Here is a 25600-nt window from a genome sequence, read left to right on the forward strand (position 1 = left end):
GTGACTAAGACTAAGAACAAATAACTATTGACAGGTTTGGGTTGACTGTGGTTTGTGAGGGCTGCTTCCAGGTATACATTGTACCTGGGAGCCAGCCCAAATAATTTGCCACACACGAGGGGAACTCACAAAAAGCGATCGCCCAAAGGTTGTCAGTTCAACTCGATATTTCAGTGCTTTGAGAAAATTCTTTGCTGGCTCTATTTGCGTAATTGTTACTAACGCTTGATTGGGGTAGGGATAAAAGACCTCAACCTTGCGAGTTTCTAAGGTTGAATCCATGTTATCAAAGGCATTGAGCGCAAGATCTGCTGGATCACTACCTTGAAGAGGAGAGTTAATACTTTCCAGAGGCACAGTGTGATAATTTGCCCGCTCCGAGTTGACAATTTCTTGTGCTATGTTGACATCTGAAAACTGAGGTATTTGCCTATTGTTCATACTAGAAACCGCTTCAGATGGCTGGCGCTGAATGATGTAAACACCAGTAGCAGCGGTGGCAAAGATACTGAATATCACAATCAAAAACAACTTCAACTTTGCCGACATAAAATTTAACAGCCAATTAAAATCAGGTTAAATATTAATTTTGAATCTTAGATTAAGGTATGGTTCTTCTTCTTACTTATGAGTGGAATTTAGATTTTGACAGTCGTGATGAGAAATACAAATAAATAGACCTTGTGGTCTTAATATAGTTCCTCACCACTATTGAGCAACTAGAGGTATCAAAATGTAAGGGTATCAAAAAAATAAGAATGTTATTTATTACCTGGTCAAATTTTAATAATGACTGTCCTACACCCAAGATCTATGTTTCCCAAAACTGCGCCCCTAGGGTAGCGAGGTCAAGATACAATTCGATCTGACACAAACTGTAAAAGTCCATTAATTATCGATTCACCAAACCACTTATATGAGCATTTACGAAGTATTTATGCCGGCGCTAAGTTCCACCATGACCGAAGGTAAAATCGTCTCGTGGGTAAAATCTCCTGGAGATAAAGTGGAAAAAGGCGAAACAGTGGTGGTTGTCGAGTCAGATAAGGCAGATATGGATGTGGAATCCTTTTATGAAGGATATCTTGCTCACATCATCGTGCAAGCTGGTGAAACAGCCTCCGTTGGAAGTGCGATCGCTTTGTTGACGGAAACCGAAGCTGAAATCGAAACTGCATCTCAAGCTAATTCTGGGAGTACTGCGGCTATTGATGAAGCAACTGCAGCTATTAAGAGCCCAAAAATAGCAGAAACAACCACAGTCGCAACACCCCCTGCTTCTCAAAACGGAACTACCAGCCATACAAATGGTCGGCTAGTAGTTTCACCCCGTGCCCGTAAATTAGCTAAGGAACTGAAAGTTGATTTAAGTGGCATCTCTGGTAGTGGCCCCCACGGTCGTATTGTCGCCCAGGATGTAGAAGCAGCAGCAGGAAAGTCTAGCAAACAAGCCGCCACAGTGACTCCTGTCCCACCTCCACAACCAACGCCAACCATAACCCCTGTTCCACCTACACCCACTAAAGTTGCTCCTGCACCAGCACCTGCGCCGGCGATCGCTGCACTACCAGGTCAAGTAGTACCTTTTACTACTCTGCAAAATGCTGTAGCACGCAACATGGTAGCCAGTTTATCCGTACCAGTTATCCATATAGGTTACACAATTACCACTGATGCGCTTGACAACCTTTATAAACAAATTAAGTCTAAAGGCGTGACTATGACAACCCTTCTGGCAAAAGCTGTAGCGGTGACATTGCAAAAACACCCACTCCTTAATGCTAAATATTCTGAACAAGGAATTGTGTACCACTCTAGTATAAATGTTGCCGTAGCGGTGGCAATGGATGACGGGGGATTGATTACACCAGTATTACAGAATGCAGATATGGCGGATATATACTCTCTATCCCGCGATTGGAAGTCTTTGGTAGATCGCGCGAGAGCGAAAAAGCTCCAACCAGAGGAGTATAACAGCGGTACCTTTACAATATCGAACCTAGGAATGTTCGGTGTAGATAGATTTGATGCAATCCTACCACCCGGACAAGGTTCTATTTTGGCAATTGGCGCATCTCGTCCGCAAATCGTAGCAACACCTGAAGGTTTATTTGGCGTCAAGCAACAGATGCAGGTGAATATAACCTGTGATCACCGCATTATCTATGGTGCTGATGCTGCGGCGTTCTTGAAAGATTTGGCGAAGTTGATTTCGACAAATCCTGAATCTTTGATGTTGTAGTTCGGATGAAAATCAAACCGCCTTGGCTCACAATTGAATCAAGGCGGTTTACAGTAGGTAAAAAATTTGAAGATCGTTTTTGTTTTGATCTCGTTTTCAGGCACAGCCTGAAAACGATTTCACTGTCTGCAAGCCGAGTAGTAAACCGTAATCCAGCACTAGGGTTAATAGGGTAATTACAAGAAATAACAGCAGCACTGGGGCTAATTCTAAAGTTTGACTCAGTGTATGGACACGACCAAGCAATATCAACTGTATTGGACAATAAAGTATCCTAAGTCTTTGTAGCAAGGTATATCAAAGCTTGTGAAATACTTGGAATTGAATGAATAACTCCATAAAACCCAGCCGCCTGTCATTTAACTTATCAAAAAATCGCCTAAACAAAGCCCTCACTGCTGCCAATATTTCTATGGTGATACAGAACCTAACCGAGACATTACGATTATGGCGAGGGTAGTAACTCCAAATTGCGCCCACCGTTTAAAGCGGTACCCAATCAGTCGTCACAACTCTTACACCTACAATTACCAACGCTAGCACAAGCACCTGCAAGGTCATCAACTTTCCACTTGCATCAACGGCGACTCCTGCGTATTTTGCCGCCAGAAAAGACTTACAGGTAGACGCTAACTTCATCCTGGCTCCTAGATCTGTTAAACATCTTAATGAGAAAGCAGTCTATGGGTATATGAGTCAAGCAATGATATGGACGCCACAGATAGAAAACGAGTCGGTAAAACGAAACTCGCCAGTGTCTTCCTCACAACAGCTTTCTGTAGACGCCCTAATGATCGCTTTTGTAAAAATGGGGAATTTTTCAAAACCAGGACATTCATTTTATATCAATCGCGTTTATCAACGTGGATTGCTAGCGATGGCAAGCTTATTTATAAAGTGGGAACAATCACAAATACAAGCGGTTGTTGGTCTATTTCTTTTAACTCAACTTCCAAGGTATAAGTCTGGTTTGGTTGGGTGTTGTGTAATTCTACACTTAGACATCCCGGACTCGATGACTCAGCTGTTGCTTGGGCAGCATCTCCTTGAAGCTTCACAATCGCTTTAGAGGGCAATTCAGTTTCAACTCTTAGCTTCGTCACTTGAGCTTGAGTTTGGTATTCTACCTTTAGGGTCAAAACACCTGCACTTGTAAGCCATTGCCTTTCTACTACTGGGTTGGTAGCTGAAACTGGCAGAGTTAGATTTTCTATTAGCTGTTTTGCAGCCAGCAACGAAAGCGCCATCTGTTGCTGTGGCTGTAAGTCTGAGTAATCACTCTCTAAATTCGGCATACTTTCTAGAGCATCCACAGAACGAGAGGGAGTTCTTAGCACTATTCCTGCTAAGTCATTCAATGTTTGATATTCTTCAGGAAAGAGGCTCTCCACAGCCGCAACGAGTTTTGCCCCTAACGGTATAGAAGAGGCAATCATCGCCTGACACTTCTCCAGCAATTGCTGGAAAATTCTTTCCGGCAGTTGAATCGGCAGATTCAGCTTAGATTGCTGTACTGCCCAGCCCCAAACCGGAACCAACTCAAGCGCTGGCTTGTCTAGACATTCGGGATACTCTATAAGCTGAGCTTCCCAAGGGAATAATGGTGGATGATTTTGAATTTGAGTTTGTAACCGACGTTTAAGGACGGCTTGGAAACGTTCTTGCACAGTAGGAATTTCTCCCAGTTGAATAGTTCGGGGTAGACACCTTAACTCAAAAGCGCCACCGTTTAAGGCGGCGGCTGTTTCATTAATATGTTCTACCCCTTCATTTTCCTCACAATTGACCAATTTTGGATCGTTGGTTTGGGCATTTTTTGCCAACAACCAAGCGATTAATTGGTTTTGTAAGGATTCTGAGTCACTATTCATGGGTAGATGCACCTGATCCGGAAATTAGAGAGTTACGAATTTCCCAAGCTTGTTCAAGAATTTTAAACCACCGTTTTTGCATTTGTGCCATCGATAATCCTAAAGTTTTGGCAATTTTTTCATCCGGATGACCTTGTTGTTTCAACTCTAGTAAAGACTGTTGTTTCTCGTCCAGTTGAGCCGTATACACTTCCCATTGCTGAGGAGTTAAGCCCAAATTTGTCTGTAAATCTGCTTCTAGCCACTCGTGAACCAATTCCCAGCGATGCAATAAGGCAAACCGGATTAAATGGTATTTAAAGCGCTGCTGCAAATAATCCCGCTGGCGAGCAGTTAAGCCCAAGATCGACTCAATTTCCTGCGCTGATAAATCCTGGAGGCGCAAAGCAAAGTAATCAGCACAATCTGATTGTTGCCGCTCTTCCAAATAATTCATGAGTTCAGTAATCACGACAGAGCGTAACGTATCTTCTTGAGGTTCTGGCTCTGGTTGTGTCGCCATCGCACTTCGCAACTGCTGCACTGCTGGATCTTCCCAAGAGCCATCAGCTTCGTTGCCACTACCTTCTGCTGCTTGTTCTATGTCTACGCAGGTTTCCGGCGGTTGTTGTTGAGAAAATGTTTGTGCTCGGAGAATAATCAACTGTTGTTGACGCCCTGGTAAAGGAATCCTTCGCTTAGCATAGCGTTCTGTGAATGCCATGTATTCTGCTAATTCCAAAAGTGTTTGAGGACGGTAGGTAGTGCCTAGTTGATTCTCCCGTCGGAAGGCGTTTAATGCCTCTAGGTAAAAACTCTGCAAGAAATCTTCGATGACGACGAGCCGCCCTTGATAACTCAATTGTCTTTGGGGAGGATTGATGTAGCGATAAATAATCGCACTCAAAGTACTGTGTAACTCTACTCTGCCCCGATTGGAACCCAACTCGTAGTACCTCAAACACTGTTGTAAGCGATGTCGGGCAAGGGTCATTGCAGAATTTTCTACAGTCCCAGCAGCTTGGATGCGCTTGCTTTCACTGCAAATTCTATTAACTTCGGCAGCAATTCGTGTTGCCACATCGCGGCAATTTTGCTCCGAAGCTTTGGTTGATTGCTGAAGCTCCTTGAAAAGGAGTTGAAATATCGCCTCCACGCCGATAGAACTTACTCCCTGAATTGTTATGGTTGCGGCTGAATTCATAGTCTGGTGTTTAGAAAGACCCTAACATAGTTATGTACCACCTGTAAGACTGAGAGTATTGGGTTGAGGATTTTGCGTACAACTCAAACGTGCCGAAATCGTGTGTTATGGAATAAATCGGAATTTAATCTTGCCAAATTTTGTTTGATTGTTCGCTTTTGATAGATGTTATTGCCACTACCCATTCACCAGTTTACAGGTCATTATGGACTTAAAAGCACAAATTCAATTGCTAATTGACAATGCACCCCAAGATGGTGTTACTCCGCAACTTGTCACAGCAATCGCTCCTGTCCTCAGCGCGATCGCTCGGAAATTACGCCACTCCCAGTACTATATTCTTCAGAACATGGAACAAAGCTGGGTTTTGACTACCTACCGCGATCGCGCAAATCCACAGTTGGAAAAGCGCGTTATTTATGCTTTCCCTAGAATACAGGATGTCCCACTGGGATCATCTGCTGGGCTTGACCCTCAATTGATAGCTGCACCAATCCCTGTCACTCACATTTTGTTCCAACTGGTAGCAATGGAACCCGTAGATAGTATAGTTTTTTTTGAAACCCCTGGCATCACCACCAACTCAATCGAAGTTCGACGAGCCCAGGTGCAACACTTAATTCACCAACAGTTACAGCAAAACCGAGTAAAAAAACAAATTCCTCCAGATATTGCCTGACAACAGGAGTGCAGGGCGAGGAAGATAAGGAAAAAACACATAGAATTCTTCCTACTTAAGTTCCTCGTTTCCCCTAATAGAGCCTACTCAATACGTAATCAGCTATCTTCATCAGGGTTTGCCAAGATTCAGAGGATGGAAGATCCGCAAGATGCTCAACAGCTAGCTTCGCATGATGTTCAGCTAAGTCTCTTGAGCGCTGAATACCTTGACTGTCGTGTATCAAGGATATAGCTTGCTCTAAGTCCCCTTTCTGGGCAAACTCTCTGTCTATCAGGACTTCTAAATACGGCTTTTCTTCCAATGCGAATAAAACTGGCGCAGTTAAATTACCACTTTTCAAATCCGACCCTGCTGGCTTACCCAAGGTATCTGTCGAACTTGTGAAATCTAAAATGTCATCTACTATCTGGAATGCTAAACCAAGGTGACGTCCGTAGCTATACAAATGTTCGGCTGTTTCTTGGGAAACATTGCTAAGTAATCCAGCTGATTTTGAACTATTAGCAATTAATGACGCTGTTTTGTAGTAAGTTTTTTTGAGGTAAGTGTCAATCGATATATTTGTATCGAAGCGATTCAATCCCTGCTGAATCTCGCCACTGGCCAGATCCATAATTACCTCCGACAGCAGTTTCACTACCTCCAAATTGTCCAGATTGGCTAGATACCAGGAAGATTGAGCAAACAGAAAATCTCCTGCTAATATTGCTATTCTGTTGCCAAATAAACTGTGAACAGTGGGAACACCACGTCGCATCTCGGATTCATCTACCACATCGTCATGTACTAAGCTTGCTGTGTGAATCATTTCTGTAATCTCAGCTAAGCGTCGGTGACGAGGCGTAATGTCTTGTTCGAGCATGGTCGCCCGCGATATCAGCAGAACGATCGCCGGTCTTATGCGCTTTCCCCCAGCTCCAAAGAGATGTTCGGCTGCTGCACAAAGGATCGGGTGACCGTTTCCAACTAGCTGTTTCAAGTTGTCTGCTAGTATTTGCAGGTCGGCTTCCACTGGGGAAAAAAGGGAGGTGGCTGGGGTCATGGATGGGCAGACTCTGGCTTTAGTTACGAAAGTTTACATATCCTACACTTATTCTAAGATAACCCTGTCTTAGCGGAAAGTTTTCATGAGTCATTAATCATTAGTTTTCTGCATGCACTCGTGCGCCAGTTGTACAGACGCTTTTTCAACAAGCAGGTCATTTGACGGCAGCTTTGCTCCAGAACTTGATACACTACTTGCACTTAACGAGGAAACCCCAACGCCCTTACTTTGTATATCACTCACTTGTGGCACGGCTGTGGTTGGGTAAAAATAGCAAAAAATCTGCACAAGGGAGAGGAAAAATTGCCCAATGGATGATATTTTTTGTATATAAGTTAACATTTTTGTGATTTTTCGGTCAAGGTCGTGGACTTCTTAGCCGTTAACTTGTAATTAGGTGAGTCCAGCACAGGGCAGTCCTTGTTTCCCGACAGAGGCGACTGGTGAGGCAGTGCGCTCTCATGGCAACTGCGCTCTATGGCTGACGCCATAGGGCTCTGCTGTTGGGCACTGCAGTTTTTCAGTACGAGAGATGAAACGCCTGTAGCGTGCAACCCCTTCCCCCCCCTACACCCCAGGACTGTTTCATTCCCTCAAAGGCTCATCACGTCAAGGGTTAATGTTGGCAATAGCTCCTTACTTCCTGGAGAAAAATTGAATTTTCTGGGTTCAAATGTAGATTTTCTATCACTTGTGCCCCAAAAATCATCGCGCTACCTATTGACAAATGCTCGCTACTTATCGAATGAAACAGCCCTGCCCTACACCCCTAGTTCCGGTCAACGAAACTTTTATTTTTGTATAAAATTATAAAAAAACGTATGCAAATGCTAGTATATTCTTTGATTTATATGATGTTTTTCATACTTCGCTTGATCAGACAATACCCCTGATCCAGTTAAGAAAATTTCTGTATCTTAAGCAAAACTTTATCTTAGACCGGAGATTCTTGAAGTAAAGATGAAAACGAGCCAGGAAAAGTCCCACATCTTTTACTCATCACTTATTATACAAAATTTATCTTTTTGGAAAAATTATAAGCCAGATCTTGTATAACCTACAGTAGAAAATTTCAAATTTAGCAGAAAAAATAGCCAAAAACTTAGGGTCGTTGTGTTACGCTAACATAAAGGGATTTAAATTTTTCGAGATATTCACATTACCAGAGAAAAATGCAGTTAAGTGTTTTTACTTATTAAGTACTGTGATTTTGAATATAGTACTGTAGGCTACATTCAGTGAATATATCTCATTGATTATAGTCTCAGTACGTAAGCCTATACAGTTAGAGCCGTACGCTTCCCCATAAAGGGATAATGCTGTGCTTGCTTAGTATAGCAAAAGTGCATACCTTGGACAACAAAATAAAGTGTTTGCGCAAAAATGCAGACTAGGTAGACTGCTCAGGTTGTAGTTAAAAATTGCTTTTTAGGAATTTTTAACTACTATTGTCGGTATAGTTTGCAACATAAATTGAATAAAAATACATTTAGGAAAGAGAGATAGCTCTCTACCTATAGTTTTGCAGTGTCAAAAACAGCTATCAAAAGTAAGTTTGTGTAGTTGTGACTCTGCTAAATCTTATTGGATTTTATATTTCTTATACACAAGTGTTAGTAAAAAATGGTTTACGGGAAAATGCCTATGATAGTTTTTATATTAGCTTCTGGTTATTTGTTAGCAGTTTATCTACTATTAGCTCTAGCAAAGAGAACCGGAAAAAAAACTACTGCCACAAATGTTTCTTTAGGGATGCACTCCAAACGGGGCGCGCATAATGTCAAGTCCGGATAATTAGTAACGATAAACACAGAGTATACAAATATAACCAAGACCTAAATAAATCACCCATGTTGCCTGAGAATTGGGTGTAGGATTTAGAAGAATACCAACAAGCGTGTTTCTATTTCGTTGTGTCGTATTCGCAATAGGGTAGTGTCAACTAACCTTCATCACTCATTAATCATTTAGTCAAGGTTTTTTCCCTTGACTAAATGATTAATTAACGAGATATCATAGGCTAGAAAAAGTGACATTTGTCAACTGTACTGCCTCAGTAGCTGGAGTATAACCCAACCACTGTAAAGAGGACTGCGCAAATTGTTGTGGACAACCACTGACCGCAAAGCGAGTTGGCAAAGGTGGGTAGGTATTTCTCAAGCCCAAGATATCTAAATCCTGAGCACAAGCAGCAACGACATATTGTGCGGGATCAACTAGCTTGACGTGGGAGGGGAGGAGCGATCGCAAAACTGGTGCCAACAGAGGATAGTGAGTACAACCATACACTAATGTGTCGATTTCATGGTGCAATAGTGGTTCTAGATATGAGCGTACCACTTGTACTGTGTAGGGTTCATAAATGCGGTTTTGTTCAATTAGCGGTACAAACTCTGGGCAACTCACTTGCCAAACTTGTACATCGGGGTTTATCTCTAGGATAGCATGGCGATAGGCATTGCTTTTCGCTGTTGCAGCAGTGGCAATCACACCAATGCGCTTTCCACTGTTAACTGCTGCTCTTGCTCCGGGTAAGATCAGACCGAGAATTGGCACAGAGAATTCCTCACGTACCGCCTCCAGTGCTAGGGCTGAACTCGTGTTACAAGCCATAACTACCATTTTGACATGCTGTTGTTGCATCCAGGTGAGAATTTCACGCGCAAACTGTAAAATTTCTGTTTGCGAGCGAATCCCATATGGAAGTCGAGCTGTATCCCCAAAGTAAATAATCGATTCATTTGGGAGTTGACGGTAAAGTTGGTGTAGAACTGTTAAACCACCTACACCACTGTCAAAAATACCAATTGGGGCACGTTGCGGTGCTTCAGAAAAATCATAAAGATTACCTTCAAAGGTAAAAGATGGAAACACAGGCGGATATCGTTAATTTGATAGTTGTTAGTGGTTAGTTGTTAGCTACTAGTGATGAATCGTTAATGGTTAGTTGGTAGTTCTCAACGCTTGGTTGTTAGTGTGTTAATTGTTTCACTCACGACTACCCACTACCCACCCTAGTGGGAACGGCCACGCCTTAGAGCTATCGAGTATGCAAGCAAGTGCACGCCTTACGCTTATCGGGAAGCGTCTGGTAGAGGAGATACGCCACTTTGCTTATGCTGCGGAACCATGCACAACGGTTCCACAATGAACGTGGAAATCACCAAGACCTCGCTCGGCGACTACCCACCGCAAGTGGCTCACTATCTACTTACCTTTGCCGCAAGTACAGTAATATACCGTTAGCAATTGCTTCTGCCATTCGATTTTGGTATTCAGGGCTTCCCAGCCTAGGATTATCCTCCTGACCAGTCATGTAACCTGTTTCTACTAGAATCGAGGGTATAGAATTTTTTCTGAGAACATAGAATCTTGCTTTGCGTACTCCTCGATCTTTGATGGTGGGGATAGTTCGGAGAATATTACTGTGGACAACACGAGCCAGATCTAGCCCACTGTCAAAATAGTAAGTTTCCAATCCATTCACGTCTGGGCGACGATCAACAGAATTAGCGTGAACGCTGACAAATAAATCAGCATTTGCTTGAACTGCTATGTCCACCCGTCCCTGAAGGGTAACAAAGTAGTCAGTATCACGCGTGAGTGCAACCTGTATGCCATTTTGCTGTAAGATGCTCGCTATTCTTCTGCCAATAGGTAAAACAACATCTTTTTCCAACAGTCCACCCAAACCAGGAGCGCCAGAATCGTGACCGCCATGTCCTGGATCAATAACGATGACAACGCGTCCATTAGGCACGCGGGGACGCGGCATTGGCTGCGGTATCGTCTGCGGCATCGGCAGCGGATTGTTCGTCATTGATCCTGAGGATAATGGTTGTGGGTTTGATCGTGGTAAGGGAGGTAAACCAAAACGGGGAGTTAATGGAGAAAACGAGCGTTGTAATTCTAAAGACAAAAGCTGACTACTTAGTTGATTGAGTTGTCCAATTCGCACTCCTCCTGCTGGTTGGATGTAGACGGCAACACTACGGGGGTCTTGTTGTTGCAGGCGTACGCGCAGAACTGGACTACTGGCGTCAAATCTTGGTCCTCTAACGCTACCTGCCAACTTAGCATTGGGAATGATGATCCGATATAGACCAGAAGCTCTATCCCAACCACTGTTAGTAGATGAGAGAGGTTGGTCGCCTCTAATAAGGAGTTGCCCACCACTAGCAGTCAGTTCTACAGACTCAATTGTAGATAGTGAGTCACTTGCTGGCGGGGTTTGGTTGGAGCTTCTCTGGGTGACATTCCCAGCTATGTCTGAATTAGGAAGATTACTACTATTACCCGTAATCTCTCTGGACAATTTGCTTGCATCACCATTAGGCAGAAGTACCAAACCGCCGAAGCTACTCATGCTTGCTCGCCAGTCAGGGCTATTTTTGTCTACCCACAACGTCATACGAACACCAGTAGCTGTTGTTCTTAGTTGAGTGAATTCAATACGTTTTATACCAAACTTATTGACTGCTATATTCTGCTGTGAAAAACGTGGTGACAAAGATGCACCAAGTATATCGATATTAAAAGCACTCTTGTCACTGCTGCGAAATGTCTGGATTTGAGGATTTGGACCATTTGTGCGGACAAACAAACCATCACCTGTAACACGTAAACTCTCAATTTGAGTCAATCCTTGAGCATTGCTGATAAGTGTTTGTTTTTGCGTTGACCTATCAGTAGGATTAACAACTAAATCTTTACTTGGTGTTGAATCAGTATTGACAATTACGTCTTTATTAGCTGTGGAGTTGTCAGGCTTTACCACACTATAGACATTAAAAGAACTGTTGCCAGAAGATGAAGGAACTTGTTCAACTTGTGGAGTTGGTAACTGTACTGTCCAACGATTAGAACTTTTGCCTTCAAATTTCACCTGCTTTGGATCAAGGCTATAACCTGGACTAAGTTCAATGACTATACGAGTTGTTTGTCCATCAAACTGACCGACACGAACGTTACGAATTGCAGTACTATTCACTTGCTGAATCAACTGCGAACGTCCAAAGTCGGTTCCAGGCAAATCAATAACCACTCGCGTGGGGTTGAACAGGAGTTGCGCTTGGGGTTGAACAGCACCTTCTGTGTTGATTTCTAATCGGTTTTGACTGGCATCAAAACGCCAAAATTGTAGTTTCGCAGCTTGAGCGTGCGATTGTAGCATGAAGACAGTAGTAGTTGCAACAGTAACAGGTAATAACCAGTTCATTTTCACAGTCTTTTCTCCTGATTCGTACTTCTGAGATCTATCAAGATGTCAAAGTTTAGGGAAATCCTCACACTAGCACCGCTCAAATCTTAGCTGCAAATACGTTATTAACTCGTAGAAAGATCTTAATAGCGCTCAACTGTGGCATGCCCTCTTAGTTTTTGTATGCTTTTTTGGCACAGAAAATGCAGTTTGCAAAGCATAGTCATCACACCAATCTAAAAATAATAGAGTAGTCAATCTTGGTCATTTTTTCTTAACTTTGTGAGAACTTTATATTAATTTGTCTGATTCCTAGATATCTTAGACTGTGTTCACTGATGTGGTAAACAGAGCACACTCTCTAGAGTACAATCTAGGGCTTAAGGCGAATCGCCCTCTGAAGTAGCCCAGACGCTACGCGCCACATTGGAGTTCTCTGCAAAACTTAAGGTAGTGGGTAGACTTGGACTTTGGCATTAACATAAGACTCATGTTGTCAAAAATTATATTTAATATTGAAACAAAATAGTAGTTTTAGATCAGATGGTGTTCCGGTGTCAGCGATTACCAGACTCCAGACATAATTTCTTACATCTCAGCACAAGAAAGTATTTTATAACACTAAATGTATGATTTGTGACAAAAAAACCGAAACTGATGTTTCGGTAAAATAGTTTACTTAATGATATTTTAACTACTTAGGCAGTTATCAAGGTTTCAGACACTGACAACTGCCTAAGTAGTTGTTTTAAGGCAGTACCAATTGGTACTCTGCGATTTCAAGTATTTTACTTTTGCTTTAAGTACTGAAGAACACCATCAGCGATCGCCTTTGCCATTTGATTTTGATACAGTCGGTTGGACAACTTAGCAGCGTCCTCACGACCAGTTAAATACCCTGTTTCCACCAAAATTGCTGGCATAGAATTTTTTCTTAAGACATAGAATCTGGCTTTGCGCACACCACGATCTTTCACATTGACACTTCGGAGAATGCTTTTATGAACGATCTGAGCTAAGCTCAAACCACTGTCAAAATAATATGTTTCTAGACCACTCACCTCAGGACGATCATCACCTGCAGAGTTAGCATGGACACTGACAAAGACATCAGCATTGGTTCGCTGTGCTATGTCTACCCGTCCTTGAAGAGTCACGAAAAAGTCCTTGTCACGAGTTAGTATTGCCTGTAAACCATTTTGCTGTAGAATTTCTGCCACTCTTTTGCCTATTGGCAAAATAATATCTTTCTCTTGAATACCCCCAATACCCAATGCTCCAGAGTCATGACCGCCATGTCCTGGATCAACAACGATGACGACTCGCTTGCTCCCACGAGGCTTCTGGGCTACAGGCTTGCTTGCTGGGATCGCTAATGCCGAAGGTTGTGGGTTTGTTCGTGGTATGGGTGGTAAAGCAAGTGGCGGTTTGATTGAAGCGTTACGTTCTAATCCCAAAGACAAAACCTGACCATTCAGTTTGTTGACTTGCCCAATTCGCACTCCCAATGCTGGTTGGACATAGACAACAACAGTACGGGAGTCTTGTTGTTGCAAGCGTACGCGCAGAACAGGGCTACTAGCATCGAAATTTGGACCTTTGACTGAAGAAGCCAACTTAGCATTGGGAATGGTGATGCGGAATTGATTAGATGACTGATCCCAACTAGTACTAGCAGATGAGAGACGTTGATCTGCTCTTATCAGCAGTTGCGTACCACTACTAGTCAGTTCTACAGCCTCAATTGTGGAGATTGCATCGCTTTTTGGTGTCTCCACAGCAGGAGTGGGAGGATTATCTGATGGAGTGCTGGAATAATAATTTCTGGGCGGCTCACTCGCATAACGATTATTCGGTAGAACGACTAAACCATTAGAAATGTCAGAACTGCTTGTGCTTATGAGCCAATCAGGGGTATCTTTATCTACTCGCAACGCCATGCGAACAGCAGGTGGTGTTTTTTGCAGTTGAATCATTTCAACTCGCTTGACACCATGCTTATTTATAGATCTATCGCGAGCGCCAAAATTAGGTGACAAAGTAGCACCAGGAATGTCAACAAAGATGGTTTTGCGATCGCGGCTGCGAATGATCTGAGTCTGAGGATTTCCACCACTGGTGCGCAGAAAAAAACCGTCCCCTGTAACTTGCAGACTCTCAACTTGAATTGTTCTTTCTGCAACGACAACAGCCTTAGAAAACTCAGGTTTTTTATCAGCGTCAGAATCTACTCTCAGCACACTGTTGTAAACATTTGTTGGCTGTGGGATGACCACTTCTTCACTTTTTGGGCTTGGTGGAGCTTTTGGGGTTGGGGATGGTGGTGAGGAGGCAACTCCCTCAGCTTGTGGTGTTGGTAATTGTACTGTCCAGCGACTGGCACTTTTCCCTTCAAATTTTACTTGCTTGGGGTCGAGGGTATAACCAGGATTCAGTTCAACAACTATACGAGTTGTTTGTGGGTCAAATTGACCAACACGAACAGAGCGAATTGCACCGCCTACTGACTCCGTCAACTGCGGACGTCCAAAATCAGTTCCTGGTAAATCAATAACCAACCGCGTAGGGTTAAATACGAGTTGCGCCTGGGGTTGAACTGGACCTTGAGTATTGATTTCTAATCGGTTTTGATTGGCATCAAAGCGCCAAGATTGCAATTTCGCGCCTTGTGCTGCTTGAGCAGGCGACGATAGCATCAACAGACTAGTCGTTACAAAAGTACCAGGTAGTAACCAGTGGGTTTTCACAGTGTTTTCTCCTGATTCGTATTTATGAGAGTCGTCATGAGTGGAGAAGCACCCAGAACACAAAACGCAGAATTCAGTACAGTGAATTAATAACTGATAACTGACTTGTGAGTTTTTTGCTGGTCAAAGTTTTGGTAAATCCTCAGACTATCACCGCCCACACCATTGCTTTGGTGGCACAAGCATCATTTTCTGATCTCATTAAGACACAGTTATAGTGATTATTTTTGAATATAATCCAATTTTGGTGATAGAAAAGCGTGTCATTTACCTAATATCTATTAAGGTTTTACCATTAGGAGTAGCTGTTGTTCTGTATTAATCCTTCTCAGATACTAAATTGAATGATTGGCGTCAAATTCTAACACGCTGCCAATAGTTTTTCATGCCGTTATGGCATTTTTTGTTGTTAGATATTTGATTGAGACCCTCCAGACGACTTCCCGACTTCTTAGCAATTTCCATAAAACTATCCGTCGGTAGCTAAACACTTCATCCATCAAAAAGAGATTTTTTATATTGTCTGATTTGGTAGTCGTCAATGCACCAACTGATAATACTCCCACTGTTTTAAGAGGAAGCATCCCAATATATGTAAAAATACGCTTGTCATTGTGTAGACTTTTACTGCTTATTCAGGGTGTGTAAACGAAGTGCAGCGTATCTCCTGCACAAACTCTCTTACCCACAGCATGACAATGAACTTAGAGAATTGGGATGTTATACCAACTTCTCTATAAACTTGCACTTAATATAATTAATCAGAAATGACGGTAAAACCCCAGGATGTAAAACCTGATCATTGCGAAATATTAAGTGCCACTTCATGGAGATTTAGTATTAGTCTTTTCTGATGTGAACTTGACTTTTCGGTGCACCTGTTTAACTGCTAAAGAAATACCTAATTTTGGATGAGTGAGCAAGAAGGAAGATAAAACAAAAGTAACATTCCTAATAGACTTTTTTCAGAAGTAGGTAAGGGGGTAAGAGATAGGGGGGGAAATATAAAAATCTTTCCCTTTTAACCTTTTTCCTTTCCCCAAGAAGTGCAAAAGTTATTTTTGCACTCTTGTCTCATCTTGTCTAATGAGTGCTGGCATTTAGAATAAACTCCTTTTTTAGTTTAAGGAGACGAAGACTTTGGAATCAAAGTTTCCATTAGTAATAGCAAAATTACAAAATATTCATATTTTGAAGTTTTGTAGATCATGAACTTGTCGTACAGCAGTGCGGATGATTTTTTTTCATAGTAGATAAAAAACTGACTGATAAGATTTTTAAGAATCATAACAGAGTGGAGCGTTAATTATGCTAGCTAGCAAAGCACTCCTGAGCTTGCCTCCTGAAGAAAAAAACAATCAAATTGGGGAGAACGCCTTGAGCTTTGACTAACCCACTTGGGGTGCGACGGCGCGGAGCGCAGACGCCCTTGGCGTATCGCTCCTTTGAAGCGTTGTACACCTATGAGGAATAATACGAACCTTGGATGAATGTGCCCGGAAATATCAGAAATTTTGTTGCTGGTATAAACTTCAACTTAAATTAGGAAGAAGAAGATATTACTTAGACAAATTTACAACTCAGTCGTTATCTAAGTACAGACGCTCTAAATCATGCGTCTGTACTCAAGAATTTTACTTATCGTCCTGAGAATCTGGTGATTCTATAGCCAACGATTTTCCGGAAGAATTATCTAAAAGCACTTCCTCTATTGCTGTAGCTGTTGTTGGTTCTGGAAATACGAACCGCAAAAGAGGAGGCGCAAGAAATGTTGTCAGAATGACCATCATAATAATAGCCGCCTCCAAAGGTTTCGAGAGAATGCCAATGGAAGAGCCAATACCAAGAAAGACTAATCCTACCTCACCTCTGGGAATCATGCCCACACCAATTGCTAAACGGTTGATTTGAGGTTGACCAAATACACTTAAGCCAGTGACAACTTTACCTAGGATGGCAACAATTATCAGAAAAACTGCCATCGCTAAACCTTCTTGGTTACTGGGAATTGCTGGGTTTAAAACTCCTAAATCAGTTTTTGCGCCAACAGTCACAAAGAAAATTGGTACCAGTATATCAGCAATAGGGAGAACTTGCTTTTGCAGTTCCACACGCTCATCTGTTTCGTCTAAGACCAAACCAGCAGCAAAAGAACCTAAAATTGCCTCTAACTGAATGGCAGCAGCAAAGTATGCCATCACAAAAGCAAAGACAAGTGCTGGTATCACTAATCCACCACGAGTTTTTAACTTGCTCGCAATTGCTACAAAGGTATTACTCAAAAGATTTCCTAGAACAATTGCGCCCACCAGGAAACTACTGGCACTAATGATCAGATAAATAACTTTACCGACATCCACCGAACCTTCTTTTGCAAGACTAGCCACCACTGCTAAAACGATAATTCCCAATACATCATCAATAACAGCAGCGCCTAAAATAATTTGTCCTTCTTTAGAGTTGAGACGCCCAAGTTCTGACAATACCTTGGAAGTAATACCAATACTCGTAGCAGTCAAAGCTGCTCCTGCAAAAATTGCTGGTACTGCTGGAATGCCAAACAAAGTCATCAATCCTAGCGTACCTGCAGCAAAGGGTACTGTCACCCCTACTACTGCTACTACACTCGCTTGGATACCAACAGCTACCAAGTCTTTGATGTTTGATTCCAAACCAATTTCAAACAGCAGAATGATGACACCAAGTTCTGACAGTACGGAAATGACCTCAGACTGCGTTTTAAACACAGCATCAGCAGCGGCTGGATTGAGACCACCAGTGGTTTGAAGGAAAGTCATGATTAAAGAGTTGGAACTATCTGCCCCCCCTTCTGGAAACACTAACAGATGGAGGACAGAAATACCTACCACGACACCAGCTACTAGTTCTCCCAACACTGGCGGTAACCCAAAGCGGTTTGATAGTTCTCCGCCAACTTTACTGGCAAGGTAAATGACGACCATACTTAGCAGCACTGCTGCTAGTACCAGTGAACTATCTGCTGTTTCTGTCGCGGTTGCCAATAAGGGTAATGAGAAGGTTATGAGATCTAACTGCATCGGTTATTTTGGAAAATGCTTCCCTTTAATTTACAAGTTCGTTGAACACTACACTCATAGAGGGGGTATAGAAAGCATTGATAAATCAATTCATGCCCCTGTTAATTTGAGAAGGCGCTGTCAATGAGACTCTAATACCAGGACTACAGATAGTCTGCAAGAGGCGGAGTAAGTCGAAACCGAGGTCTGCTTTATTTGGGTTAGGGTGACTGGTAATGGTACTCTTTGTACAGCTTGTAGTTGGACAACCACCCGTTTGGCATTATCTAATGCGTGGATCAGGTAATGCAAGAGTAACGACCTGGGCTACACCTATGACTCGCCGCTCTTTACCTGTGTGATAGATCAGCACCCTTACGGATTCACCCTATGCCTGCGGCATAGAGCGCCAGTTCCCTAGGTCGGGAAACGCTCTCCTGCTTTCCCTGGACTCACCAGTCGCCTGGGCGTGGGAAACCCGCTTGCGCCATCCTGGTTCATCAAATCGCCACTTTCTATCGTACGCAGAAGCTTAAGAGCCAAAAAATTATTAACTAATCCCAAACTGTATTGCTATCCCGTTCTAAATCGCAGTAGGAATACTCTTGGTGGTTCTGTTTTCAGCAGTCAGTATCGCATAAATATTCTCCTTCAATTGTTAGCAGTTAACAGTTAACTGCTAACTGTTAACTGTTAACAGTTAACAGTTAGCTATTTTTCAGTTACTAAAAATGTAACTGCTTAGACTTTAGACAGTAATCGTGTCAAAGTAAAAATACCTCCTACATAGACACACTGCCGCCTGTGTCTTCTCCAAATGGATAGGGAGTGTTAGTTGTGTGTTGTTTATTGTTAGCGATGAGTGGTTAGTTGTTGGTTCAACCTAACCACTCAGGACTTTTCACAACTTACTAGATCTTCATAGATGAATAATTTTTAGAGGAGTGAACGTTTTGTGAATACAAATGCTGTATTTGGTTCTCAGTTAAATGCTGGAAACCGGTGGAAATTTCTATTTTTAGCGTTGCTTGTATATATAAGTTGTACCCAACCTGCTTTAGCACAGCAGAAAGAAAGAATGTTGCGTACTTTGAGTGTTAATGGTCGTGGAATGGAGACAATTCCTACAACTTTGTCTCAAGTCAGTTTGGGAGTGGAGGTTCAGGGAAAAACAGCACAGCAGGTACAACAAGAAGCTGCTCGCAGGTCATCTGCTGTGGTTGCTTTACTAAAAAGCCGTAATGTGCAAAAATTACAAACCACAGGTATTACTCTTAACCCAGTTTACAATTACGACAATAAAGTGCAGCGCATTACAGGGTATGCTGCTTCTAACGTTGTTAGTTTTCGCATTCCCACTGAACGCGCGGGTACTCTGTTAGATGAAGCGGTCATTGCTGGTGCGACTCAAATTAACGGTATAAGTTTTGTTGCTAGCGATGAGGCGATAACCCTTGCTCAACAACAAGCATTAAAAAAAGCCACCCAAGATGCTCAACAGCAAGCTCAAGCTGTTTTGAGTACTTTGGGTTTCCAGCCGAAAGAAGTCGTCAACATTCAAGTTAATGGGGCCAGCGCACCTCCACCACCAAGACCTGTATTGCGTGCCGAATATAGTAAGGCAGCAGCACAAGATGCTGCCACCCCTATCGTTGGTGGTGAGCAGCAGGTGGAAGCTACGGTGACATTACAAATTAGTTATTAGCCACCTCCGCTTGACTTTTGACTAAATTAGAAATTCTCAGGGTTCATATCTACGTCCGCATCTTCGGTGTCCCGTTTAGAACCTAGGAGTTGCAGTTGATCCACGATGATAACGGGTGTTGATCGATTTGCTCCGGTGGCGCGATCGCTCCAACTATCAAATTTTAAGGAACCCTTAACAGCAATTTGTTTGCCTTTACGCACGTAATCACCTGCTACCTGCGCTGTTTTTCCCCATAATTCCAGATTAAACCAATCAGTATGTTCGCTGTCTCTTGTACGCCGATTGACTGCCAGTGTCAATTTACACTTGACACTACCTGACTCGAAATACTTCATATCCGGATCAGTTCCTACACGACCAATGAGGGTAACAATATTTATGCTCATGTGCAATTTTCAGTACAAATGTATTTGTATTGTGAATACCATGGTAGCGAATTGCTATGTTGTAAGCAAAGCGTTCCATAAAAAATAATTACAGTTCCCAAACACATGATATGAACACTTTGTGGAAACTCTAAAACAATACGGATAGACTTATGCAGCCTAGGAATATAGAACAATGGAAGCTTGAGACTGGTCAAAGATTACAAAAAATATATAAAAAGATAATCTACTTTACTGGACTCAGGTTAAAAAACATAATACGATCCTGCACAATTCTCATTTGTGGCAGTACTCAAAAAATATCAAAATTAGGGAGCCAAGAAACGCGTGGGTCTTTTTAGTAAATTTTCCTTATCGCGGGATATGGGTATTGACCTTGGTACCGCAAACACCCTTGTTTATGTATCAGGTAAAGGTATTGTTCTGCAAGAACCTTCTGTGGTGGCGATTGACCAAAACGAAAAGGTTCCAATAGCAGTTGGAGAAGAAGCAAAAAAAATGCTCGGTCGCACACCCGCGAATGTAATTGCGGTGCGCCCCTTGCGTGATGGTGTCATCGCTGACTTCGATACAGCAGAAGTGATGCTAAAAAGCTTTATCCAAAGAGTTAACGAGGGCAAATCTCTAGTATTACCAAGAATTGTCATTGGTATTCCTAGTGGGGTAACAGGGGTAGAAAGAAGAGCTGTCATGGATGCGGCTTCTCAAGCTGGGGCAAGAGAAGTTTACTTGATTGATGAACCAGTGGCTGCAGCAATTGGGGCAGGACTACCTGTCACTGAAGCAACAGGCAATATGATTATCGATATTGGTGGCGGGACAACAGAAGTTGCCGTTTTGAGCCTTCAAGGGACAGTGCTTTCTGAATCAGTACGTATTGCTGGAGATGAACTGACTGAAGCCATCATGCAGTATCTGAAGAAAGTTCATAACCTAGTCATAGGGGAACGTACTGCTGAAGACATCAAAATTCGCATAGGTTCAGCATATCCCACTCATGATGATGATGATGCCATGATGGAAGTTCGAGGCTTGCACCTACTTTCTGGTTTACCGCGAACTGTCACAATTAAAGGACCAGAAGTACGTGAAAGTATGTCGGAACCTTTGTTGGTGATTATCGAAGCGGTGAAGCGGACTTTGGAACGCATCCCGCCAGAGTTGGCTTCAGATATCATTGACCGAGGAATTATGCTAGCTGGTGGAGGTGCGCTGCTCAAAGGAGTGGATACCTTAATCAGCCATGAGACTGGAATAGTAACGCACATCGCGACTGATCCATTAAGCTGTGTTGTTATGGGCACAGGTCGTGTGTTGGAAAATTTCAAGCAGATGGAAAGAATTTTCAGCGGGCGTTCTCGCAATATGTAACACAAGCGCTATCAGATATTGGGTTCGATAGCGTTGCGGGAATCCAATATCTTAATTTATATTACAGCTAAAAAAGGTTTCTTATGTTTACGGCACGTCGGTGGTGGGAGCGCAGAGGATTACAAATAGGGTTGCTAGGTATAGTTGTTGGTGGTGCTTGGGTGCTTCGACAAACTCAAGGTGCTCTAATGTTTGAGATATATGAAGGGATAACTCGTCCAATTCAGATGTTGCAGACACCACCTGCTCAAGAAGAACGTTTCAAAGGTGGTCAGTTTTTAGAACTGCAAACCCAGATTACAGAACTGAAAAACCAAAATAAAAAGTTAAAACAGTTATTAGGCTACGTAGAAAAAGAACCTCCATCATCCCGCCCCATTGTCGCGCGAGTAATGACACGTGGTGCTGACAACTGGTGGCAACAAGTAACTCTCAATCGTGGAAGCCTTGCAGGTATTCAGGAAGGTTATATCGTTAAGGCTGATGGTGGATTGGCGGGTTTAGTAGAAAGCGTAACTCCCAATACTAGCCGTGTGCTGTTAATTAGTGACCTCAAGAGTCAAGTTGGTGTAACAGTCAGCCGCACAGGGGCAAAGGGTGTTTTGCGAGGAGATTCCTCTGCTGATGGAGTGCTGGAATTTTATGAAAAAGTCCCAAATGTAAAACCTGGAGACGTAGTTACTACATCTACCTATAGTCAGAAGTTTCCTTCGGGATTGGCTGTCGGACGAGTGAAGTCTCTAGATTTAAAGAAACTTCCAGCATCAGTGGGGAAAGTGGAACTTTTCCCGTCAATACGCTCTTTGGATTGGGTGGCGGTATATCCTAAACCAAAAACCCAGAAACCAGAAAATGTCGGTTCTGTCAATCAAAAGTCAGAAAAATCTAAATGAAACAATGAGGACTCCTCAATTACAAAGCACTAGGAAAAATAAGCCAAAACCGCCAAGACGAAAACCCAAGATTCAAATCGTCGCCCTTTCTCGTTGGCACCCGCGCTTACGTCAGTTCACTGATTGGGCGATTATAACTGGATCAGTCATGTTATGCTTACTGATGCTGTTAATCCGAATTCCTGGTATGGAATTATTGGGAATAGGACCAAACTGGCCTGTGATTTGGGTAGTAGCTTGGAGTGTCAAGCGCTCAGCTTTGAGTGGCGCATTCGCAGGTGTTATTTTGGGTTTACTACAAGATGCTATGACATCACCTGATCCAACTCATGCTCTGAGTTTGGCGGTGGTTGGAAGTCTAACTGGTCTGTTGCAGAAGCAGCGTTTTATACAAGAAGATTTTATTTCTATTGCCTTAATTGTCTTTGGTATGGCACTATGGTCAGAGACAATTTTTGCATCGCAGTTGATTTTAATGGGCGATCGCAATCCGGCGGATGTCTGGGCATATTTCCAAAAAGTCGCTCTTGCCTCTGCCATTCTCAGTAGCCTCTGGGCACCAGTACTTTATTTCCCCTTAAATCGCTGGTGGCAGCAACTAAAATTAGCACAACAGTCATAAATCAGTGAAGAAGAATTCACCAATTCAGAAATCTTCTAACAAAGTACCAAGTGCGGAGTGTGGATAACCTGGGTTTAAACCCACAAAGGAGTGAGGAGTGAGGAGTCAGATTAATTGACTCCTCACTCCTAAATTTTTCTGGAATATACGCATCCTTATAACAAAATAATTCAAGCTAGAGTAAATTCATCTTTTGTAGCTACAAAATTATTACTCTCTTGCTAAGAATTATGGATAATTTACCAATGATCGCTCAACCAGATGCTTTGATTGCAGGGTCAGGATTTCAGGATGATTCACATCCAAAACAAACACTGGGAAGTGACTTTGACCACGCTATGATGCGGCGGTGTATAGAACTCGCCCGTCGCGCTTTAGGACGCACCTCCCCAAACCCAATGGTTGGGGCGGTGATTGTCAAAGATGGCGAGATTGTTGGCGAAGGGTTTCATCCGTGTGCTGGTGAGCCGCATGCAGAAGTTTTTGCCCTGAAAGCAGCAGGTGAAAATGCTCGTGGGGCAACGATTTACGTGAGCTTGGAGCCTTGCAATCATTATGGACGTACTCCCCCTTGTTCAGAAGGATTGATAGCCGCTGGGGTCGCTAAGGTGGTTGTGGGGACGGTTGACCCTAATCCGCTTGTTGCTGGTGGTGGTGTCGCCCGTCTACGGGCTGCAGGGATAGAGGTTTTGGTGGGAGTCGAAGAGCAAGCTTGTAAAAAGTTAAATGAAGGCTTTATTCACCGCATTCTGCATCATCGACCTTTTGGCATTTTAAAATATGCCATGACCTTGGATGGCAAAATTGCGACGACGACTGGTCATAGTGCTTGGGTGACAAATAAGGATGCTCGCGGCGAAGTTCATCAACTGCGAGCAGGTTGCGATGCGGTGATTGTTGGTGGAAACACAATTAGAAAGGATAATCCTTATTTGACCAGCCATCGCGAAGGAGCACATAACCCCCTGCGGGTGGTGATGAGCCGCAGTTTGGATTTACCTCAAAAAGCTCATATCTGGCAAACTGCAGAAGCTCCCACTTTGGTTTTCACACAAGAAGGAGCTAATCCCGATTTTCAAGAGTTGTTGCGGAACCTGGGAGTGGAAGTGGTGGAGTTAACACCACTCACACCAGATAAAGTAATGGCGTATTTATACGAGCGAGGATTTTGCAGCGTGTTATGGGAGTGCGGTGGTCTTTTAGCTGCTAGTGCGATCGCCCAAGGAGCAGTACAAAAAGTTTTTGCTTTTATTGCTCCTAAAATTGTTGGTGGTGCTCATGCTCCTACACCTGTGGGTGACTTAGGTTTGACCTCCATGACTGAGGCGCTATCCTTGGAACGTGTGGAGATACGGGTAGTTGGTTCTGACTGTTTGGTAGAGGGTTATTTGCCGAGTCAAAAGTCATAAGTCATAAGTTATCAGTTATGACTTTTAACTTTTACGAATACTGACGTTCTTGAGCGAGATCACGGATCAGTGCTAGCCGAGATTTAACGTAGTCACTGAGAAAATCGCTTTCATGACAATCTAGCAAAGCTTGGGTTTTGATTTGTTTGACCAACCATTGTACCAAGCTAGCATCATCGAGCTGCAATAGCGTCTTCGTTTGTGTAGTTTCCACTACAGACCAAAGCTGACGCATAACTTTGGGAGTCATTAGACCTCCATTGAAGATTAAGCTTAGCTGTTTTCAGGATACACAATTGTGGTAGTCAGTTTCGGTCTTAATGTAGAGGCTGACACAAGTGTTATTAAAAACTTAATATATTGAGTTATAAGTTGATGATGATTAAGGATTAATAGTTTTAAATAATACCTGAACAAAAAGTAGTATTGTTGTGCGCTGCATGAGTTTTGACTTTTTGCTTGTGTTGTTCTGCGTCTCAACGTCTACCTGTGCTGTACGTTCGCTTATTTTTCAGATTTTAGACAATTTTGTAAATACTTGTTAAGCACACAATCAATTTTATTTTGATTGAGTAGTGAAACCAAATATGCTGATTGCTAAGTTTGAGAAACTTAGTTTTTTAAAGCTTTACTTTTGTTTACAAATAACCGATGAAGGAGATCCAAAAAAATGCTTACCCTTCAATAATTGATTGGGCACTTTTGTACAGTGACAGATTATTTGTCATCGGTGACAGATGAGTGTCGTCACTCAAATACCAACAATTGACCCTAAGTTGGTGAAATACCAAGGTTGGTTACGCCACTCACAATCATGAGCAATGAATACTTTCAGCTACCCATTCAACGAAATGGCTCAAAAGTGAAATGCTTACAGCAGCGTAGCCTCAAGCTAAACAAGGAAAAGCTTGCTGGTATTTCTGTTGGCAATCCGCAACGAGAAACTGTACGTCCTACTACGGAACTTCTTCTTGCTGCGTTCAAGGAAATCACATCGCGTATTGATTGAGGTGAAAAACGAAGTTTATGCCCATTTAACTCCTCTTTTACTGTTACAGAGGGCGTATTCTTGTTTTACTTGGCTTTCCAACTACTATTTACACTCAACTTGGTGGTCGATCTTTTATCCTTGAGTAAACTTTTTTCGCGCCTCCCGAAAAAAATGGGCGAACCGGGAGTTACAATACTTATGACAAACTTATT

19 protein-coding genes and 1 pseudogene are annotated in these 25600 nt (G+C 42.7%); 9 read left to right on the forward strand and 11 right to left on the reverse strand.

Going from position 1 to position 25600, the window contains the following annotated elements:
- Positions 1 to 24 precede the first annotated feature (24 nt).
- On the reverse strand, positions 25 to 549 hold the full coding sequence (locus AC5JM2_RS00885; protein ID WP_495833032.1) for a hypothetical protein: 525 nt from the start codon (positions 547 to 549) through the stop codon (positions 25 to 27).
- Positions 550 to 916: 367 nt separating this feature from the next.
- Here AC5JM2_RS00885 and AC5JM2_RS00890 point away from each other — a divergent pair, with 367 nt between their 5' ends.
- Positions 917 to 2242 carry a dihydrolipoamide acetyltransferase family protein gene (locus AC5JM2_RS00890; RefSeq protein ID WP_495833033.1) on the forward strand — a complete coding sequence of 442 codons (1326 nt, stop codon included), beginning with the start codon at positions 917 to 919 and terminating at the stop codon, positions 2240 to 2242.
- Positions 2243 to 2725: 483 nt separating this feature from the next.
- Here AC5JM2_RS00890 and AC5JM2_RS00895 read toward each other — a convergent pair whose 3' ends face one another.
- From AC5JM2_RS00895 to hetZ, 3 genes are all read right to left on the reverse strand, one after another.
- The gene (locus AC5JM2_RS00895) at positions 2726 to 2881 is read right to left on the reverse strand and encodes a hypothetical protein (protein ID WP_495833034.1); all 156 of its coding nucleotides are present in this window, start codon (positions 2879 to 2881) and stop codon (positions 2726 to 2728) included.
- Between the two features lie 251 nt (positions 2882 to 3132).
- Positions 3133 to 4113, reverse strand: coding sequence for a PatU (locus AC5JM2_RS00900; protein ID WP_495833035.1), 981 nt, complete (start codon positions 4111 to 4113; stop codon positions 3133 to 3135).
- Positions 4106 to 5296: a heterocyst differentiation protein HetZ gene (gene hetZ / locus AC5JM2_RS00905; protein ID WP_495833036.1), complete on the reverse strand. Its 1191-nt coding sequence runs from the start codon at positions 5294 to 5296 to the stop codon at positions 4106 to 4108. The genes AC5JM2_RS00900 and hetZ overlap by 8 nt, the downstream gene beginning before the upstream one ends.
- A 205-nt stretch (positions 5297 to 5501) precedes the next feature.
- Between hetZ and AC5JM2_RS00910 the strand changes: the two genes are divergently transcribed.
- Complete coding sequence (locus tag AC5JM2_RS00910; protein WP_495833037.1) at positions 5502 to 5975, forward strand: hypothetical protein; 474 nt, start codon at positions 5502 to 5504, stop codon at positions 5973 to 5975.
- A 73-nt stretch (positions 5976 to 6048) separates the two neighbouring features.
- Here the strand turns inward: AC5JM2_RS00910 and sds are convergent, their stop codons facing one another.
- The 5 genes from sds to AC5JM2_RS00935 form a co-directional block, all read right to left on the reverse strand.
- Positions 6049 to 7020 (reverse strand): solanesyl diphosphate synthase, encoded by a 972-nt coding sequence (sds, locus tag AC5JM2_RS00915; RefSeq protein ID WP_495833038.1) that lies wholly within the window; start codon positions 7018 to 7020, stop codon positions 6049 to 6051.
- Between the two features lie 2016 nt (positions 7021 to 9036).
- Positions 9037 to 9897, reverse strand: coding sequence for a glutamate racemase (murI, locus tag AC5JM2_RS00920; protein ID WP_495833039.1), 861 nt, complete (start codon positions 9895 to 9897; stop codon positions 9037 to 9039).
- Positions 9898 to 10234: 337 nt separating this feature from the next.
- On the reverse strand, positions 10235 to 12241 hold the full coding sequence (locus tag AC5JM2_RS00925; protein WP_495833081.1) for an N-acetylmuramoyl-L-alanine amidase: 2007 nt from the start codon (positions 12239 to 12241) through the stop codon (positions 10235 to 10237).
- A 770-nt stretch (positions 12242 to 13011) separates the two neighbouring features.
- Positions 13012 to 14970, reverse strand: coding sequence for an N-acetylmuramoyl-L-alanine amidase (locus tag AC5JM2_RS00930; RefSeq protein WP_495833040.1), 1959 nt, complete (start codon positions 14968 to 14970; stop codon positions 13012 to 13014).
- A gap of 1634 nt (positions 14971 to 16604) precedes the next feature.
- Positions 16605 to 18029, reverse strand: a complete 1425-nt coding sequence (locus tag AC5JM2_RS00935; RefSeq protein ID WP_495833041.1) for a cation:proton antiporter — start codon at positions 18027 to 18029, stop codon at positions 16605 to 16607.
- Positions 18030 to 18244: 215 nt separating this feature from the next.
- Between AC5JM2_RS00935 and AC5JM2_RS00940 the strand changes: the two genes are divergently transcribed.
- Together AC5JM2_RS00940 and AC5JM2_RS00945 are read left to right on the forward strand one after the other, a co-directional pair.
- Complete coding sequence (locus AC5JM2_RS00940) at positions 18245 to 18370, forward strand: hypothetical protein (RefSeq protein WP_495833042.1); 126 nt, start codon at positions 18245 to 18247, stop codon at positions 18368 to 18370.
- 593 nt (positions 18371 to 18963) lie between these two features.
- Complete coding sequence (locus AC5JM2_RS00945; RefSeq protein WP_495833043.1) at positions 18964 to 19713, forward strand: SIMPL domain-containing protein; 750 nt, start codon at positions 18964 to 18966, stop codon at positions 19711 to 19713.
- 26 nt (positions 19714 to 19739) lie between these two features.
- Here AC5JM2_RS00945 and AC5JM2_RS00950 read toward each other — a convergent pair whose 3' ends face one another.
- Positions 19740 to 20102, reverse strand: coding sequence for a single-stranded DNA-binding protein (locus tag AC5JM2_RS00950; protein ID WP_495833044.1), 363 nt, complete (start codon positions 20100 to 20102; stop codon positions 19740 to 19742).
- A gap of 363 nt (positions 20103 to 20465) precedes the next feature.
- On the opposite strand from AC5JM2_RS00950, the gene AC5JM2_RS00955 reads away from it, so the two are divergent.
- From AC5JM2_RS00955 to ribD, 4 genes are all read left to right on the forward strand, one after another.
- Entirely contained in the window at positions 20466 to 21473 is a 1008-nt protein-coding gene (locus AC5JM2_RS00955; RefSeq protein ID WP_495833082.1) for a rod shape-determining protein, read from the forward strand.
- Between the two features lie 83 nt (positions 21474 to 21556).
- A complete protein-coding gene (gene mreC, locus AC5JM2_RS00960; protein WP_495833045.1) occupies positions 21557 to 22366 on the forward strand; it encodes a rod shape-determining protein MreC in 810 nt (269 codons plus the stop codon).
- Positions 22367 to 22370: 4 nt separating this feature from the next.
- Positions 22371 to 22988, forward strand: coding sequence for a rod shape-determining protein MreD (gene mreD / locus AC5JM2_RS00965; RefSeq protein ID WP_495833046.1), 618 nt, complete (start codon positions 22371 to 22373; stop codon positions 22986 to 22988).
- A 230-nt stretch (positions 22989 to 23218) separates the two neighbouring features.
- Positions 23219 to 24397: a bifunctional diaminohydroxyphosphoribosylaminopyrimidine deaminase/5-amino-6-(5-phosphoribosylamino)uracil reductase RibD gene (gene ribD, locus AC5JM2_RS00970; protein WP_495833047.1), complete on the forward strand. Its 1179-nt coding sequence runs from the start codon at positions 23219 to 23221 to the stop codon at positions 24395 to 24397.
- A 31-nt stretch (positions 24398 to 24428) separates the two neighbouring features.
- Here ribD and AC5JM2_RS00975 read toward each other — a convergent pair whose 3' ends face one another.
- Complete coding sequence (locus AC5JM2_RS00975; RefSeq protein ID WP_318561688.1) at positions 24429 to 24647, reverse strand: hypothetical protein; 219 nt, start codon at positions 24645 to 24647, stop codon at positions 24429 to 24431.
- Between the two features lie 627 nt (positions 24648 to 25274).
- On the opposite strand from AC5JM2_RS00975, the pseudogene AC5JM2_RS00980 reads away from it, so the two are divergent.
- A pseudogene (locus AC5JM2_RS00980) lies at positions 25275 to 25534 on the forward strand (IS1634 family transposase); the annotation flags it as partial.
- Positions 25535 to 25600 lie beyond the last annotated feature (66 nt).

It is taken from the genome of Brasilonema angustatum (assembly GCF_059505445.1).

Coding starts and splice junctions, on each gene's coding strand:
- AC5JM2_RS00885 (WP_495833032.1), bottom strand. CDS start 549: ATGTCGGCAAAGTTGAAGTTGTTTTTGATTGTGATATTCAGTATCTTT.
- AC5JM2_RS00890 (WP_495833033.1), top strand. CDS start 917: ATGAGCATTTACGAAGTATTTATGCCGGCGCTAAGTTCCACCATGACC.
- AC5JM2_RS00895 (WP_495833034.1), bottom strand. CDS start 2,881: ATGAAGTTAGCGTCTACCTGTAAGTCTTTTCTGGCGGCAAAATACGCA.
- AC5JM2_RS00900 (WP_495833035.1), bottom strand. CDS start 4,113: ATGAATAGTGACTCAGAATCCTTACAAAACCAATTAATCGCTTGGTTG.
- hetZ (WP_495833036.1), bottom strand. CDS start 5,296: ATGAATTCAGCCGCAACCATAACAATTCAGGGAGTAAGTTCTATCGGC.
- AC5JM2_RS00910 (WP_495833037.1), top strand. CDS start 5,502: ATGGACTTAAAAGCACAAATTCAATTGCTAATTGACAATGCACCCCAA.
- sds (WP_495833038.1), bottom strand. CDS start 7,020: ATGACCCCAGCCACCTCCCTTTTTTCCCCAGTGGAAGCCGACCTGCAA.
- AC5JM2_RS00925 (WP_495833081.1), bottom strand. CDS start 12,241: ATGAACTGGTTATTACCTGTTACTGTTGCAACTACTACTGTCTTCATG.
- AC5JM2_RS00935 (WP_495833041.1), bottom strand. CDS start 18,029: ATGCAGTTAGATCTCATAACCTTCTCATTACCCTTATTGGCAACCGCG.
- AC5JM2_RS00940 (WP_495833042.1), top strand. CDS start 18,245: ATGGTACTCTTTGTACAGCTTGTAGTTGGACAACCACCCGTTTGGCAT.
- AC5JM2_RS00950 (WP_495833044.1), bottom strand. CDS start 20,102: ATGAGCATAAATATTGTTACCCTCATTGGTCGTGTAGGAACTGATCCG.
- AC5JM2_RS00955 (WP_495833082.1), top strand. CDS start 20,466: ATGGGTATTGACCTTGGTACCGCAAACACCCTTGTTTATGTATCAGGT.
- mreC (WP_495833045.1), top strand. CDS start 21,557: ATGTTTACGGCACGTCGGTGGTGGGAGCGCAGAGGATTACAAATAGGG.
- mreD (WP_495833046.1), top strand. CDS start 22,371: ATGAGGACTCCTCAATTACAAAGCACTAGGAAAAATAAGCCAAAACCG.
- ribD (WP_495833047.1), top strand. CDS start 23,219: ATGGATAATTTACCAATGATCGCTCAACCAGATGCTTTGATTGCAGGG.
- AC5JM2_RS00975 (WP_318561688.1), bottom strand. CDS start 24,647: ATGACTCCCAAAGTTATGCGTCAGCTTTGGTCTGTAGTGGAAACTACA.